This is a genomic window from Collinsella sp. TM10-22, from assembly GCF_003466125.1.
Taxonomy (GTDB): Bacteria; Actinomycetota; Coriobacteriia; order Coriobacteriales; family Coriobacteriaceae; genus Collinsella.
The window spans coordinates 42,210-57,609 of sequence record NZ_QSOC01000004.1 but is presented as its reverse complement, the minus strand read 5'-3'; the positions used below and the strand labels follow the sequence as shown (position 1 = coordinate 57,609).

15 protein-coding genes are annotated in these 15,400 nt (G+C 61.8%); 2 read left to right on the top strand and 13 right to left on the bottom strand.

Annotation, left to right across the window (positions count from 1 at the left end; genetic code table 11):
- On the top strand, positions 1-237 hold the full coding sequence (locus tag DXD94_RS05060) for a helix-turn-helix transcriptional regulator (RefSeq protein WP_117564746.1): 237 nt from the start codon (positions 1-3) through the stop codon (positions 235-237).
- A gap of 112 nt (positions 238-349) precedes the next feature.
- On the opposite strand, the gene DXD94_RS05055 is transcribed toward DXD94_RS05060, so the two are convergent.
- From DXD94_RS05055 to tmk, 13 genes are all read right to left on the bottom strand, one after another.
- Positions 350-1,432 carry a hypothetical protein gene (locus DXD94_RS05055; protein WP_117763428.1) on the bottom strand — a complete coding sequence of 361 codons (1,083 nt, stop codon included), beginning with the start codon at positions 1,430-1,432 and terminating at the stop codon, positions 350-352.
- 126 nt (positions 1,433-1,558) lie between these two features.
- Positions 1,559-2,644, bottom strand: coding sequence for an isocitrate/isopropylmalate dehydrogenase family protein (locus DXD94_RS05050; protein ID WP_117743273.1), 1,086 nt, complete (start codon positions 2,642-2,644; stop codon positions 1,559-1,561).
- A 6-nt stretch (positions 2,645-2,650) separates the two neighbouring features.
- The gene (locus tag DXD94_RS05045; protein ID WP_117743274.1) at positions 2,651-3,349 is read right to left on the bottom strand and encodes a hypothetical protein; all 699 of its coding nucleotides are present in this window, start codon (positions 3,347-3,349) and stop codon (positions 2,651-2,653) included.
- Positions 3,350-3,364: 15 nt separating this feature from the next.
- Positions 3,365-3,793, bottom strand: coding sequence for a hypothetical protein (locus tag DXD94_RS05040; RefSeq protein WP_055310425.1), 429 nt, complete (start codon positions 3,791-3,793; stop codon positions 3,365-3,367).
- 5 nt (positions 3,794-3,798) lie between these two features.
- Positions 3,799-4,878, bottom strand: coding sequence for an NAD(P)-dependent oxidoreductase (locus DXD94_RS05035; RefSeq protein WP_117763427.1), 1,080 nt, complete (start codon positions 4,876-4,878; stop codon positions 3,799-3,801).
- A gap of 98 nt (positions 4,879-4,976) precedes the next feature.
- Positions 4,977-5,930, bottom strand: coding sequence for a DegV family protein (locus DXD94_RS05030; protein WP_117763426.1), 954 nt, complete (start codon positions 5,928-5,930; stop codon positions 4,977-4,979).
- Positions 5,931-6,010: 80 nt separating this feature from the next.
- Positions 6,011-6,595, bottom strand: a complete 585-nt coding sequence (hpf, locus tag DXD94_RS05025) for a ribosome hibernation-promoting factor, HPF/YfiA family (RefSeq protein ID WP_117763425.1) — start codon at positions 6,593-6,595, stop codon at positions 6,011-6,013.
- Positions 6,596-6,912: 317 nt separating this feature from the next.
- Positions 6,913-7,938 (bottom strand): ABC transporter substrate-binding protein, encoded by a 1,026-nt coding sequence (locus tag DXD94_RS05020; protein ID WP_233540328.1) that lies wholly within the window; start codon positions 7,936-7,938, stop codon positions 6,913-6,915.
- Between the two features lie 731 nt (positions 7,939-8,669).
- Complete coding sequence (locus tag DXD94_RS05015) at positions 8,670-9,779, bottom strand: hypothetical protein (protein ID WP_117763423.1); 1,110 nt, start codon at positions 9,777-9,779, stop codon at positions 8,670-8,672.
- A gap of 10 nt (positions 9,780-9,789) precedes the next feature.
- Positions 9,790-10,596 carry a ComF family protein gene (locus tag DXD94_RS05010; protein ID WP_233539393.1) on the bottom strand — a complete coding sequence of 269 codons (807 nt, stop codon included), beginning with the start codon at positions 10,594-10,596 and terminating at the stop codon, positions 9,790-9,792.
- A 102-nt stretch (positions 10,597-10,698) separates the two neighbouring features.
- On the bottom strand, positions 10,699-12,399 hold the full coding sequence (gene ricT / locus DXD94_RS05005) for a regulatory iron-sulfur-containing complex subunit RicT (protein WP_117763422.1): 1,701 nt from the start codon (positions 12,397-12,399) through the stop codon (positions 10,699-10,701).
- Positions 12,390-13,517: an ATP-binding protein gene (locus DXD94_RS05000; RefSeq protein ID WP_117735508.1), complete on the bottom strand. Its 1,128-nt coding sequence runs from the start codon at positions 13,515-13,517 to the stop codon at positions 12,390-12,392. Before DXD94_RS05000 ends, ricT begins: the two co-directional genes overlap by 10 nt.
- A 1-nt stretch (position 13,518) precedes the next feature.
- Positions 13,519-14,202: a dTMP kinase gene (tmk, locus tag DXD94_RS04995; protein WP_117763421.1), complete on the bottom strand. Its 684-nt coding sequence runs from the start codon at positions 14,200-14,202 to the stop codon at positions 13,519-13,521.
- 212 nt (positions 14,203-14,414) lie between these two features.
- Between tmk and DXD94_RS04990 the strand changes: the two genes are divergently transcribed.
- On the top strand, positions 14,415-15,398 hold the full coding sequence (locus DXD94_RS04990) for a zinc-ribbon domain-containing protein (RefSeq protein WP_117763420.1): 984 nt from the start codon (positions 14,415-14,417) through the stop codon (positions 15,396-15,398).
- Positions 15,399-15,400 lie beyond the last annotated feature (2 nt).

Sequence of the window (15,400 nt, the reverse complement as noted above, 5' to 3'; positions counted from 1 at the left end):
ATGATTATTCTGCGGCTCGACCGCATGCTCGCCGAACGCAAGATCTCATCGAAAGAGCTTGCGGAACGCGTGGGCATCTCCCAGGTCAATATGTCGCGCATCAAGACGGGCAAGGTTTCTGCCGTGCGCTTTTCAACTCTTGACGCGATATGCCGAGCACTCGACTGCCAACCGGGCGATGTACTGGAATATATGCCTGACGATGAAGCCGATAACCTTTTTGGACTTAAAGATTAATAGGCATAATCTAACCACCAGTGTCTAAACGCAATAAGCCCGCTAGAACGACATCCGTTCTAGCGGGCTTATCAGATTTTTTTGGCTACGCACTCGGTGGCTCGGGCAGCCCTTACGCAAACAGGCCGTAGATGCTGATGTTGGCCTTGGCGTAGAGGCCGTTAGCATACTCGGTCCACTTGGAGCTGGCGCTCGAAGCCTGCGAGGAGTACTGCTGGTAGGCGGTGTAATAGGCGGTCATGGCCTGTTTGTAGGTAGCGCTATCGGCAGTAAAGGCATCGTCGGCGAATGCCTTAGCGTAGGTGCCATCGGCGTCCTTCCAAGTGCCCTTTGAGCTATCCCACTCGTCGCCGGCAAGGTTGATGATGTAGTCGGCGTAGTCCTTGCTCGCGGTCTCCTCGTTGCCGTCAGCAGGCTCGGTCGGGGCGGTCGGCATGCTTGCGGAGCTGTCGCCGACCTTCTTCTTGTAGAGCTTCTGCAGCGTCGCGGACTGGCGGACGATCTGCTTGGCCTGGTCCTTGGAGACGCCATACTGCTTGGCCATGGTGTCGTAGTCAGAAGTGCCGATAGAATCCTCGGCGTACTTCTTCATCTCCTTAGAAGAGACGGTAATACCCTCGTCCTCGGCAGCATCGAGCAGAATCTTGTTGCGCACGTAGGACAGGATGACGTCGGCAGAAGGAGCCGTGTAGTTGCCGTCGCCGTCCTTGACGGTGTCGAGGCTGTACTGGCTCTCGATGGCCTCGCGCGCGGTGATGTCACTCTTCTTGCCGTTGTAGCTATAACTTGCCACGGTCGAATCGAGCTGGTCCTCGGTCAGGGTCGCCGAACCGACACCCTTGCCGCCAAAGCCGCCATTGCCAATAAAGAAGCCGACCACGGCAGCGATCACGACTGTAACCACGAAGGCAGCGATCACCGTCTTCTTGTGCTTGGATGCATGATCGTCCGCGTCGGAATCGTCCTCGTCCTGCTCCTCGGGCATGAGGTTCTCGTCAGCGGCATCTGCGGCGATCTGAGCTTCCAGACGGGCGTCCTCCTCCTCGGCCGTCGTGCCAGCTGCAATATGCTCGGCAGACGTACCGGCGACCAGGTCGATCTTCTCGTCCTCGTCACCATTGGGGCCTTCGCCGCGCTCGATGATCTGGATGCCGTCGATCTCGTCCTTCTCGTCCTTCTTTTGAATCAAACCCATATCGGTTACTCCTTGTTAGGAAACATAGTCCCCAATAGAATACGCCCGACGGAGCGCCGGGCGTATTGATTCTTAGGTTATACGCAAACACTTAAGTACTATTTAGGCGTTTGCAGTCTGCATGCCTTAGACCAGGTGCGCAATAACGGCATCGGCAAAGGCCTGCGTACCCACGGCACCCTCAACGGAACCGGTCTGGGCACGACGCACGTCACCGGTAACCTGCTCGCCCTCGTCGAGCGTGGCAGAAACGGCGGCGCGAATGCGATTAGCGGCGTCGTTCTCGCCCAAGTGATCAAGCATCATGGCAGCAGAGAGAATTTCTGCCGTGGGGTTAGCGATATCCTGGCCGGCGATATCGGGCGCGGAGCCGTGCGTTGCCTCAAAGATGGCGCAGTCGGCACCGATATTGGAGCCCGGAGCCATACCCAGGCCGCCCACCAGGCCGGCGCACAGGTCGCTCACGATGTCGCCGTACAGGTTGGGCAGCACCAGGACATCAAAGTCGTTGGGGTTCTGGACCAGGCCCATGCAGGTGGCGTCGACGATCTTGTCGTTGAACTCGATGTCGGGATAGTTGGCGGCCACCTCGCGCGCAACGCGCAGGAACAGGCCGTCGGTCGCCTTCATGATGTTGGCCTTGTGCACGGCCGTCACCTTTTTGCGGCCGCAGCGGCGGGCGTACTCAAAGGCGTATTCCACAATGCGGCGGCTCTTGGCGATGGAGATGGGCTTGATCGAGATGGCGGAATCAGCGGCGAAGGTCTTCTGACCCGAGCGCTCGACGAGCTGCGAGAGCTCCTCGACCTCGGCAGCGCCCTCATCGAACTCGATACCGGCGTAAAGGTCCTCGGTGTTCTCGCGCACGATGACCAGATCGACGTCGCGGAAGCGCGAGCCGTCGCCCGGCTGCGACAGGCAGGGGCGCACGCAGGCGTACAGGTCGAAGTGCTTGCGCAGGGCGACGTTAACGCTGCGGAAGCCCGTGCCGACCGGTGTGGTGATGGGGCCCTTGATGGCAACTTTGGTCTCGGCGACCGCATCGAGGACGTGCTGGGGCAGCGGCGTACCGAACTCGTCCATGACGCCGGCGCCGGCCTCCTGGACGTTCCAGTTGATCTGGACACCGGTGGCCTCGACCACGCGGCGCATGGCCTGCGTAATCTCGGGACCGATACCGTCACCGGGAATCAGGACTACATCGTGCGCCATAATCTGTTACTCCTCGTCTTCGGCGTCGTCAGATTTCTTAACGCTAGCACGCTTCTTCTTTTTGGAGAGTTCCAGGCCAAAACGTTTAACAAGCATTTCGCAAATCTCGCTCGAACGGGCCTTGAGATAACTGCCCTTGCCGTTCTCGGCATCGAACTTAAGGCGCAGTGCGAGCTTGTCGGCGACCTCGGCGTCGATCTCGCCCTGGCTAAACTCGTACAGGCAACCGAGCATGTCGCGATACTCGAGGTCGCCGTGGTAGCACTGGATGGCCTCGTCCAGGATGGGCCAAGCCTCGCGCGAACGCTCGACGCTCGTGGCGCCCCATACGCACAGCAGGCGGAAGGCGGCATAGCGCAGCGTGGAGGAAATCTCGTCGAACAGCGCGGTCTCGGCACCCTCAAAGGCATCGCCCAGCTGCTCGGGGCAGGTGGTGGCGAGCGCCGCCAGGGCATCGAGAGCCTCCCAGCGGGTCTGAGCCTCGGGGCGGTCGAGCGCCTCGATCAACGCGGGCACGCAGGGCACGACGCGCTGCGGATCGCGCTCGGCAAGCAGGTGCAGCACGCGGGCGGCAAACTGGCGCATGCGGCGCGTGGGGCAGCCGAGCTCCTGGACCAGTCGGTCGACGGCGTTCTCGTTCTCCTCTGCCAGCTGAAGCTGTGCCAGCTCCTCGTCGGTGAGCTGTTCGTCTTTGTTTTCTGCCATAGTTACCTCTTCTTACTATTTCTTAGCGTGCTTGCCAGCACCCTTGCTGTCATCGGTGACCGAGATGAGCTGTCGGTCGGCCGCGCCATTGCGACGGGCACGGCGGCGCTCCTCGGCGTCACCCGCGTCGGCGGCGGCGCGATGGGCCTTGTTGACGTTAAAGACCTCGTCGTGCTTGCGCCACGGACCGACGGACTCGCCAAAGCTCATCTTAAGACCGGCGATAAAACCGCCGAGCCAGCCGATCGGCGCAAACTGCACCAGCGGGAACAGCGAGAACACCCAGGTCAGCAGGACGACTGCCGCCGCTCCTGCAAAGTTGGCGATCCAGTAGTCGCGCTTGGTGATGACGCGCTTTTCGCAGGCCCACTGGCCGCACAAAAAGCCAATGTAGATTGCAAAGAGAAAGAGCACCAGCGCGAGCACCACGAACGTCCAGCTCATGGGCGCTACTCCTCGTGATGGTGGCCGCAGCAGCACTCGTGGCCGTCGTCATGGCCGTGGCCACCACAGCACTCGTGGTCCTCGCCGTGGTGGTGGCCACAACCGCACTCATGCTCGTCGCCGTGCTCGCCGCAACCGCAGCCCTCCTCGTGAGCACCATGCTCCTCGGGACGATACTGCGACCAGTCCAGTCCGGCGGCGATGGCGTCGGCCTCCTCCTTGTAGAGTACCGTGATGGCCTGGGTGCCCAGCTTGGCGCCGCCGATGGCGTCGAGCATGTCGTAGAGCGTAAAGGCCACGTCGGCGCCGGGCAGCGCAAGCTCGCGATCGTCGGCATAGGCGAGCGCCAAACGCAGGTCCTTAATGAAGTGCTCGACCATAAAGCCGGGCTTGTAGTCGCCGTCGAGCGCCTTGGGCGCCAGGCTCTCCATGGCGCCGGACTTGCCGGTGCCGCCCAGGATCATCTGACGGGTCTTCTCAAGATCAAGGCCGCTCAGCTCGGCAAACGCCAGCGCATCGGCCATGCCGACCATGCAGGCGCCCAGCGACACCTGGTTGGCGAGCTTGGCAGCCTGGCCCTTGCCGGCGCCATCGAAGCAGCAGATATTTGCCGCAAAGGTGGAAAGGATGTCGCGGACCGGGGCGATGTCGTTCTCGGTGGCGCCCACGATGGCCGTGAGCGTGCCGGCGATAGCACCGGACTCGCCGCCGGTGACGGGGCAGTCAAACGCCATGCGGCCGGAAACCTGGGCGGCCTCGGCAATATCGCGCGCGAGCTCGGGCGAGCTCGTGGTGAGGTCGATCAGGACCGCGCCGGGCTTGGTGCACGCGAGCAGGCCGTCGCCCGCCAGGTAGAGCTCCTCGACCTCGGAGGGATAACCCACCATGGTAAAGACGACGTCGGCGTTCGCCACGGCATCGGCCGGCGTATCGGCCCAGACAGCGCCGCGCTCGATAAGCGCCGCGGCCTTGGACTTGGTACGGTTGTTGACCGTGACGGGATAGCCGGCGTCCAGAATGTGGCCGGCGATGGGGGCACCCATAATTCCGGTGCCAATAAATGCGACAGAGAGCTTGTTTGCCATGAAACCTTTCCTTTTGGGTTGGGTGTTATTACCAGGTTGAATACTCGGTGCCAGCGTTTGGGCTGTGAGTTGAGGGCGATTACGGCCGCAGCGCCTGTCTACTGGCCGCGCACACGGCGGGCGATGCGGTCGGAAAGCGACGCCTTGTCGGCGCGGTTCTTGCCCCAAAACGCGCAGGCCACCATGCCAGGACCCACGTGCGAGCCGATGGTGGGGCCCACGGAGCTGCGGATAATCGTGACGTCGGCGCAGCCCTCCTCCTTGCGGATGGCGGCCTCGAGCCAGTCACCGTCCTTCTCGGCATCGGCCGTCATAATGGCGATGGGCATGGTGCGGTCGGGCACGTAGTTCTCGCGAAACGACTTGAGGATGGACTTGAGCGCCTTCTTGCGACCGCGGTTGACGCCGATCAGCGACAGCGAGCCGGCCAGGTCGTAAGACAGCTCGGGTTTGACATCGAGCTTTGCCGTGAGCTGTGCCGCTGCGGGCGGAATGCGGCCGCCGGCAGCCAGCGCATCGAAGCTCTCGAGCGTAAAGTAGCCGTGGACATAGGTCTTGGCCTCGTTTGCCCAGTCGACCAGCTGCTTGGCGGTAAGTCCCGCCGAGCGTTGACGGACGGCCTCGAGCGCCAAGAGCTCGCCGGTCGCGCAGGGCAGAGCGTTGTCGACCACGTAGAGCTCAAAATCGGGATACTCGGCGCGCACGGCGTCTGCCGCCTGGCACGCGGAGTTGTAGCTCGACGACAGCGCCGAGGTAAAGCACAGGTAGACCGTGGGCGTACCCTCTTTGGCGCACTCGGTAAAGAACTCGATATAGCGACCGAGTGACACGGCGGAGGTAGACACGCGAGCGCCGGCGCGCATGCGGTCGTAGAACTCCTTGGGGCTCATGCTCGACCAGATATCGTCCGTGCGCTCCTCGCCATCGATGATAAAGGGGAAGCCCAAGATATCGACATCGAGGTTCGCAGCGACCTCGGGGCTAAAGTCGCAGCAGGTATCGACGACGATGCGGCAGCGGTCAGAATGGCCGGTAGATGCAGCCTTGTCCATCAAAGCGACTCCTTACGTAAAAAAGGCGGCCATCCGCATGGGATGACCGCCGGCCGTTAACTCATGCAAGTTAACGTATTTTACTCGTCAAGTGTTTCGATGCGGGGCTTGATGATGCCATATCCACCATTCTTACGGTGATACACCACATTGATGAGGCCAGTCGTCGCGTTCTCGAACACGTAGAAGTCGTGGCCCAGCAGATCGGTCTGTACCAGCGCCTGCTCCTCAGTCATCGGGGTGACATCGATGACCTTCTCGCGGACGAGCAGATCGTCCTCCTCCTCGGGCAGCAGCAGGTCGGCCAGATCCTCGACGCGCTCGACCGGTGCGACATCCGCTGCGCTGGCACCGCACTGGCGGTTGTCCACGACCTTGGTCTTAAACTTGCGCAGCTGGCGGGTGACCTTATCGGCGGAGAGGTCGATGGCGGCGTACATATCTGCGCCATGCTCGGCAACGCGAATCACCGAACCGCGGGCACGAACCGTAACCTCGACGATTGCCGGGTTGGGGTTCGAGGGGTTCTTCTCATAGCGAAGCACAACGTCGACCGTCATGGGCTCGATATCGAAAACCTTGAGCGCCTCGCCGATCTTCTCATCCACATGCGCACGCAGAGCATCGGTTACCGTCGTCTTGCGTCCAGAAACCTTGATATCCATACGTGGCTCCAATCTGCCTCGGGGACTTACTGTACTGGCTATGTACCCACTGCCGTGCATTTAATCACCCGAATTCCCAAAGACCCGAATAACGATTGCTTGATACCGCATACCGAAGTCTCGCACTTTTCCGTGGCAAAGTGCGCTATAGGAAAGCGTCGGCTGAGTTGGTTTTTCTCCTGGAAATTGCCCTTGACCTGCTGGTTTTACGGAAACAAAAAAGCCGGGCTTCCCTATTGGGGAAGCCCGGCGGTGCGTGTTGAAACCGTGAAGAGGTATCCTTTCCAACGTATAGGAGACACCACCCCTAGCAATAACTAGCTATTGAGTTTGTTAATGTCGTCGTCGGTGATGGCGCCTTCCTGACTGGACGATTTGTCCTCGGAGGATGCGGTCGCATTGTTGGAATCGGAGGACTCGCTGCCGGAGGACATGGTCTCACTGGACTCAGAATCGCCCGGCCGCACGTTAGCGCCCGAAACCGTCTTAGTGGTGAGGTCGTAGGGCATCGTGCCGTACCAGACGCAGTGGACCGCCTCGAGCGTGCCGTCGGCCGTAATACCGTCGAGGGCATCGCTCACGGCACGGCACAGTTCGTCATTGGACGAGAGGCCCGCAACACTAAGCGTCGAGGGCGCCTCGAGCGAACCGACATAGGAGACCTCGCTCATCAGGCGTGCAAGGTAGCCGCCGGCCGTAGAGTCGCAGATCACATAGTCGACCTCGCCGGACTCGAGCGCCTCAAAGCACTCGTTGATGTTGGAATAGGTCTTTTGGTTGGCGGTGATGCTCTGCTTAGCAAGCGCCTCCTGCGAGGCCGAGGACATCTGAACGCCCAGGGTGGACGTGTTAAGGGTATCGGTGGAAACGCTGAGCGACCCACCATCGCTAGTTTTACCGAACACAGAAGCGGCATCGTACAGGCAGGCGCCGAGCGAGCTAATGTCCCCGTCCGTGGAGTTGATCTCGCCGATAAAGATATCGGCCTTTTTGTCGCCGAGTGCGGAACCTGCCGAGGACGCATCGACAAAGGCGACCTTAAGGCCCATGCGGCTTGCGAGGGCGCGGGCAGCGTCGACTGCATACCCCGTAAGCTCGCCGTCGGCGCCCTGCATTGCCTGTGGCGCATCGGAAGTATCGAGGGCGACCGTCAGGGTTCCGGGAGTGACCAGGGCATCATCCGACACCGCCGGCGTGACGGTCTCGTACTCGATCTGGTCGATCGTGGGAGTCGTGAACGTAGACAGCGGGTTGAACGCGCATCCGCTCAGGCCCAAAACGGCGATGACCGCTGCAGTCCCAGCACCTAACCGAGCCGCGTGCATCAAGCTGCCCCTCACCATGTCCACTACCCTGCCTTCTGTGTCGTATACGATCCGTGCGTTGCGCGGAATATCAGGTTGTTCCCACCAGCTGACCTGGTATTTGACCCCACACTTGCGCACCGGGGTGTTTGCTCGGGAGGCCGCAGCCACCTTCACGACTGACCCGCTCGCCCGCGAGGCGGTATTGCCCCAAAGAAAGTAGAACGGACGGTGCGGCTTACATCTAGGACGCGCCATGATCGCGCCGCGCGCACGCGGTCGCTTACGTGGATCCCTTTGACCGCGTCTGTCTTGGACTAGGACGGGCATTTCGCCCGTCCGCAACCACAGCCTGGTAGGAACGAAGCGCATTATAGCTAAGTTCAAGCTAAAGTTTAAGGTTAGGGGCGTCATTCGCATCGCGAGTACAGATTTGCAGGTCGGAGTGGGCTATTCGTGCCCCTATGAAGCCCGAAGCTCCCCTGTGGGGAGCTCCGGGGCACCCTTCTTAGGGTGCCGTGACCAAAAAATGGCAAATATGAGTACTGTCACCGATTTAGTAACAGGCAGTTTTGGCCTCTCGGACAGATTTCGCGCTCAGTGTCGCCAACCTGATGCTTAGTTATTCTACATTTGTTTATTATCTTCTTACTTTACGCCGCCTCCGAGTCCTAAATTCTTTGATTTTGCTGTTACTGATTTAGTGACAGTACTCATATTTGCCATATTTTGGCCAGGGCATATGATTAACCCCCTGTTTTCGACGCGAATTAGACCGGCTTAAGCCCAAAACACACCCGCAGCGTGTTAAGCAACGCCTCTTGCTTCTTTCTGCGGGCATCGACACGATTCCGGTACCGCTTTCGCATACGCTGGTGGATGCGCCATGCGAGCGCTTCCATCGCTTCCATGTCGCAAAGCATTTCGTTGTTGACCGTTGCGACCTCGATTCCCATAGTAATCAAGCCCGTGTTGCGTTTTTCATCATGGGTACGTCCCCTCCGGGAGGAATGGCCCAGCTCACCGTTGTATTCCAGGTCAAACCGGGCTGTCTCCTGATATGCATCGCAAACTGCATGGGGCATCCCCGAGATTGCCTGCGCGCGATCATCGAACTCGATCTTGTAGTCGGTCTTAAAGGGACCGCAGGCAAATCCTCCATAGGAAAACGGAAGCGAAAACAGGGCGAGCATGATGCACTCCATGGGCGAGCGCAGGTTTTCTGACAAGTAGGGACACAGACGCTGCAATTGTTTGGCCGCGTTTCCCTTGCATACCGCGAGGTAATCTGCCAAGCGATCGGGCGTCAGCACTGGCTCGACTTCAAAGTAGCCCACGTCTGTCGGTTGGTCCTTGTCCTTTGCAAGTTTGTTCGCAACGGGCGAGGTGTAGGGAGGCAGATACTTCCCGCGGTCGCTCAGTGAAATCTTAGAGCACAGTTCCTGGGTCAGGGCAAACGCCTGGATGCAGCCGACCTCGCGTGCAACGGCAACACAAAGGGCCTCGGGAGATAGGCTGTACACCCCCGGCTCCACCTCTAGAATCGAGCCGGCAGGCAACCCGGAAGACACGGACCAGCCCACGCCAGGCATGCGGCGGCGCTGCGCTGCAGACCCTACCAGCAAGCACAAATCCTCTTGCACCTCGCCGCTTGCGGCCCCAATCCGCACCAAGTCAGGAAGATAGATGTCCTCAGCCGAAGGCGACGAAGCGTTTAGTACGCGGCGCTCCTCATCGGGATCAAGGTCCTTCCAGCTGATATAGCCCATCTGCCGGCGCTCGGCGCGCATCATGCGCAGCGCTGAGGCGCCTGTTAGGATTACGGAAGCCGCTAGCTGTTCGCCTGTCGGCTCGTTGCGCCGCTCAATCTTTACTGCCACAAAACCACCCCTACCAAACACGTGCGATAGCAAGGCCATCGACTGCCGCAGCGCCGGCGCGCTTGAGTTCCGCCGAAGCCGCGGCCATCGTCGCGCCCGTAGTGATAACGTCATCGATAAGCAGCAGGCGGCGGCCGTGCACGTCCTCAACCGTCTCGTACATGCCTTGGGCACGCTCGCGGCGCTCCTCACGACCGAGTTCGCGCTGGTCGCCATGGCCGTACTTGACGAGGGCATCGAGCAGAGGAACACCCGACAGCTCGCAAAATGGGCGCGCAATGGCCTCCATATGATCGAAACCGCGCCGCCGAAACGCTGCCTCCGTCGCAGGCACAAACACCACCGCATCCGCACCGGACAGCACGCCTCCTAAGCGTTCGGGCGCTACGACCTGGGCATGCAGGGCGGTGTCGTAGAGCAACTCCGCCAGATACGGAGCCAGACGTCGCTCGCCCGCGTCCTTGTAAGCTTTAATGATGCGCGGCAGCGGATGCGCATAGACGGCGCACGCCAGGCAGCGGTCGAGCGCCTCCGACATTGCCGAGGACGTGCCCTCGACCGAACACTCAGTGCACAGCAAATCCCCAAACGGGGCACCGCATCGGATGCAGCTATGGCATGGGTCGATGAGCGTGAGCGCAGCCAGGCAGTCTTGGCAAATAAGCGTACCGGCGCGCTCGCAGCCGGCACATCGTGTTGGCGACAATGCCTCAAGCACCTCGCGTGCCGCCCGCTCGGCAAACGGTCGCAATTCGTCCGCAAACGGTAGGGCGCCGGCACCCTGCAGACGGCTCAATATGTTCAGATGGCTCTTCAAGACACAACCCTCCCTACGTTCGGTCGCAGGGAGGGTTGTTGATTCAGCGCTATGATACCCCGATGCGCTCGGGGCAAGGCGGGCTAAATCCGCTCGCAGGCGTTATTCGCCGGCGGGCGGTTGTGGTGCAGACGAAGACGGGGTCGAGCCCTCGCCACCATCCTGGCGCGGCTTGCGGGAACGGCGACGGCGACGGCGCTTCTGGCCCTGATCGGCCGAACCCTCGCTACCGCGATCCTCGCGCAGCTCGTGCTCATCGCGAGCGGCGCCACGCGAAGCCTTGGCGGCAGTCCCTCCGCCATCTCCGGGACGACGGCGCGTGACCTTGACCTCGCCATCCAAGACCTGATCGGCCACGGAGGGCACTGAGGGCTTCTGTTGCGCGCCCGAGGAATGGCGACGGCGCGGACGCGGCGCGCGCTCGTCATCGTTGCGTTGCTTGCCACCCTTGTCGGCAGGCGTATCGGAACCCGAACCACCCTTGGGGGCGGCACCAGCCTCGCGAGCAGCTGCGGCGCGGAAGGCGTCCTCGCGCTCCTCGCTCGACAGATGGCGGCGGCGGCGACGTGTGGGGTTCATGCCACCGCCGCGATTCTGCTGCTGGGGCTGCTGAGCCTCGCGCTCGCGAGAGGCGTTCTTGCCCGTGGCCGCGGCCTCGGTAACATCGCCCGAGCCCGCGCGCTTGCGACGACGACGGCCACCGGCGGCCTCCTCGACTTCGGGCACCTCGGCCTTGCCGCGGCCCTTTCCGCGGCCACGACCCTCGCCCTGGCCTTGACCGGCGCGAGCATCGGATTCAGCATCGCGACGACGGCGCTTGGGCATCGACGTACCGGCCAGACGGTCGGCACTCGACAGACCATCACCCACGTCGACGCCGTTCTCACGATCGAGCTCCATGAGCGCCAGGCGCATCTCAGGCGACTCGATGCGCTCGAGCACGTCGCGCGTCACGCAGTCGGGGCGACAGTTGCAGCCCTGCTCGGCGGCCTTCTTTTTGCAGCCCTCCGAGCACGTCATGTCGGCCAGATTGACCTTGAAGACCTTGCCGTTCTCCAGACGCAGCACAAGCTGCTCGCGCGGCGTGTCATATTCCTGGATGCGCGCCTTGCCGAGCGGCGTGTCGATAAGCGTCTTCTTTTTGGGCGCGCGGCTCTTAAAGTCCTTGTACGCCTCGAACTCATAGCGCAGGCAGCACATCAGGCGGCCACAAACACCGCTGATCTTGGACGAGTTGAGCGGCAGGTCCTGCTCTTTTGCCATGCGAATCGAGACGGGCTCAAACTGTCCGCCAAAACGCGTGCAGCAGAGCTCCTGTCCGCACTGGGCATAGCCGCCCACCAGGCGGGTCTCGTCGCGCACGCCGATTTGGCGCATGTCGACGCGAATGTGCAGCGTCGAGGACAGGTCCTTGACGAGCTGGCGAAAATCGACGCGCTCCTCGGCCGCAAAGTAGAACACGGCCTTCTCGCCGCCAAACAGGTACTCGACGCCGACCGGCTTCATCTCGAGGTCGAGTTCCTTGACCAGACGGCGGAAATCAACCATGGCCTCGTCGCCCTGGATAGCCAGGTCGTCGGCAAGCTGCAGGTCGATGTCGCTCGCCACGCGCAGCACGGGTTTGAGTGGCTGACCGATCTCGTCTTGCGGCACCTCGAAGGGATCGGCCGTGACCAGGCCGATCTCGGTTCCGCGCTCGGTAGAACAAATGGCATAATCGGCCTCGAGGATATCCAGATCCTGTGGGTCGAACCACAGGTCGCGCGAGGCATAGGTAAACTTAACGGGTACGACTAACGGCATTTCAGTGCCTTCCTGATATCGAACAGCATGACCTCGATGGCCAGCTGGGGAGTAACATTTCTGGCGATGTTGCGCTCGGCGGTTGCGACCGCCTCGAGCGCCTGGGTGGCACCCGCAACATTGGTCGCGGCGGCAAGCCGACCGATCGTGTCGCGCACGTCTTCGTTCACCACGTCGGCCGCCTCATCCTGAAGCGTCAACAGCACATCGCGCATGAGCGTCCGCGCGCTCGCCAGCGCTTCCATGATACCCGAACGCTCGCGCGCGTTGAGTTCGCGCTTGTTGCGGTCCTCAAGCTGCTTCAATGCTCCACGCGACAGGTAGTCGGCGTTTTGCTCAAGCACCTTTTCCTGCGTGGACTTGACCTCGGCGAGCGGCGCCTTAACGGCGACGATGAGTGACTTGGCGAGGCTGAGCACATCAGCCTCGTCGGCGGCGATAAGCGAATCGATGGCGCGAACCATCTGGCGGCGAGCGTCCTGGCGCTCGGCGCTCTTAAGGAACTCGATGCCGCGCGTGGGGCTCCCCGCCACGGCGACCGCCATGCGACAACGCGCGAGGTCCTGGCCGGTGGCGCGGCTCACGGCCTGCGCGGCCACGGCGGGCGACACCAGCCGAAACGGCACGCACTGACAGCGGCTCACGATGGTGGGCAGCATCACGTCTGCCGAGGTGCCCAGCAAAATGAACATAACGCCCTCGGGCGGCTCCTCGAGTGTTTTGAGCAGCGCGTTGGCGGTGTTGGCGCGCAGCTGCTCGGCGCGGTCGATGATGTAGACCTTGGCCTTGGCGCGGATGGGCGCCAGCGGCACGTCATCGAGCAACTCGCGGGTCTGGGCAATGAGGTAGCCCGTGGCGCTCTCGGGCGTGTAATAGTGCACGTCGGGATGCGTATGCCGAGCAACGCGCACGCAGCTGTCGCATGCGCCGCAGCCATCCTGCTCGCACAGGAAGGCCTGGGCGAGCGCCCATGCAGCGTCGAGCTTGCCGGCGCCGGGAGCACCCAAAAACAGGTAAGCGTGCGATGCGCGGCCGCCGGCGACGGCATTGGTCAAAAAGTCGCGCACGCGCTCTTGGGTGTCGAGCTTGGCCAACAGGCTTGTCTGAGCGGGGGCCATGTTACTCGGCCTCCTGGGCAAGCGCGGCGGCAACGGCGTCTTGGGAGATATCGAGACCGTGCGCGCGGACCTGCTCGACCGTCTTCGCAAAGACTTCCTCGATGGGCGCGGTGGCGTCGATGAGCTTTACGCGGCCTGGCTCCTCGGCGGCAATGCTGCAAAATCCCTGGTAAACGCGCTCTTGGAACGCCATGCCCTTTGCCTCCATGCGATCTGCCGCGCCACGGGCGGCCATACGCAGAGCCGCCTGCTCGGGTGTGATGTGGTAGACGAGCGTGAGCGCCGGATGCGTTCCCGCGACGGCCAGGTTATTGGCATCGCGTACCATCTGGCGATCGAGGCCGTCGGCAAACGCTTGGTAGCAGGTCGTGGAATCGTAGAAGCGGTCGCACAGGACCACCTTACCGGCCGCGAGGGCGGGGGCTATGACCTCGTGCACCAACTGGGCACGGGCCGCCTCGTACAGCAATAGCTCGCAGGTGTCACCCATCGCCGTGTTGGCGGGGTCGAGCAGCAGGGCGCGAATCTTTTCGCTGATGGCGGTGCCACCCGGCTCGCGCAGAGTTACGACCTGATAGCCAGCGAGGTCGAGCGCGCGGGCAAGCAGGCGCGCCTGCGTGGACTTGCCGGCGCCGTCGACGCCCTCGAGCGTGATAAAGCTATGTTGAGCAGGCTCAAAAGCCATGGGCGCAGCCCCTTCCTACATGGCGCGTAAATGCAGATATATCAACCAAATCATGATACCCCAGGGGCAGGCGCGCCCCAACCACCAGGCGGCAGTTAGGGACGTTCCCAAACTGCCGGCCGAAAAGGAACGTCCCCAACTGTCATGATGGGGAATTTTGGACGATGGGTATAATCGTCGTATTGCATTGAAATGTGGCGAAAGGAGTGGCAATGTCTCGGTATTGCTCCTCGTGCGGCAAGCTTCTTGCAGATAATGCCAAGTTCTGCACCTCGTGCGGTGCACCCGTTGAGCAAACAACCGCGAGCGATAGCCAGCCCGCTTTTGAGCAGACCGGCTCCCTTGATATGCCGCAAGCCAAGGCGGACGACCCCCTCGCCTATCGCCCCGACCCCGCCGCAAGCCCCGCGGCCGTCGAGACCACGCAGCGCATACCCGTCGCGAGCGGCTCGCCCCAACAGCAGCCGGCTCCCTCATACGCGCCCGCTTCGCCACAGACCCCCGCTCCCAAAAAGAGCGGCACCGGGCCGCTTATCGCCGTTATCGTTGTGCTGGTGGCGATCATCATCGCTCTGGTCATCTTCTTTGCAATCAGACCGTTCGACAACGCCGCCACGCAGACGACTGCCGAGGTAGCTAAGCTGCACCATGACGTCGACGACGATGACCTAAAGCCCCTCGGCGATCCCAACAGCCTGTACGACGATGATGACGATGACGACGAGGATGGCGGCGAAGCAACGCTCTCCGAGCAGAACCTCTACCGCCGACTGAGCGAATACTACGACCTGCTCGAAGACCTCGACAGCCAGGTCCGCGCCTGCGCGCAGGCCTTCAATGGCAGCTATCTGGAAGAAGATCGCACCACCCGTCAAAATCTCGCCGACGTCGCCGAGCGCACGGAGGACACCATCGAGCAGTATTACGACATCGTCGAGGATCTGGACGTCCCGACGAGCTCCAGGAACTACAGCTCCTGGAAGGACATCGTTGCCCTGTACGACGACCTGGATCACCGCATCGACGCAATCTGTGATGCCTGGGAGATCAGCCTGAAATACGCCAAGCCTGCGGACCATAAGAATGAGATCGTGGCGCCGCTGTCACACGACAACGTGGCGGGCACCAATGACAATAAGTACCGCCTAGACTTTGAGGAGCGCTATCCCGGCGCCAAACCCGTCGAAGTGAACTAGCG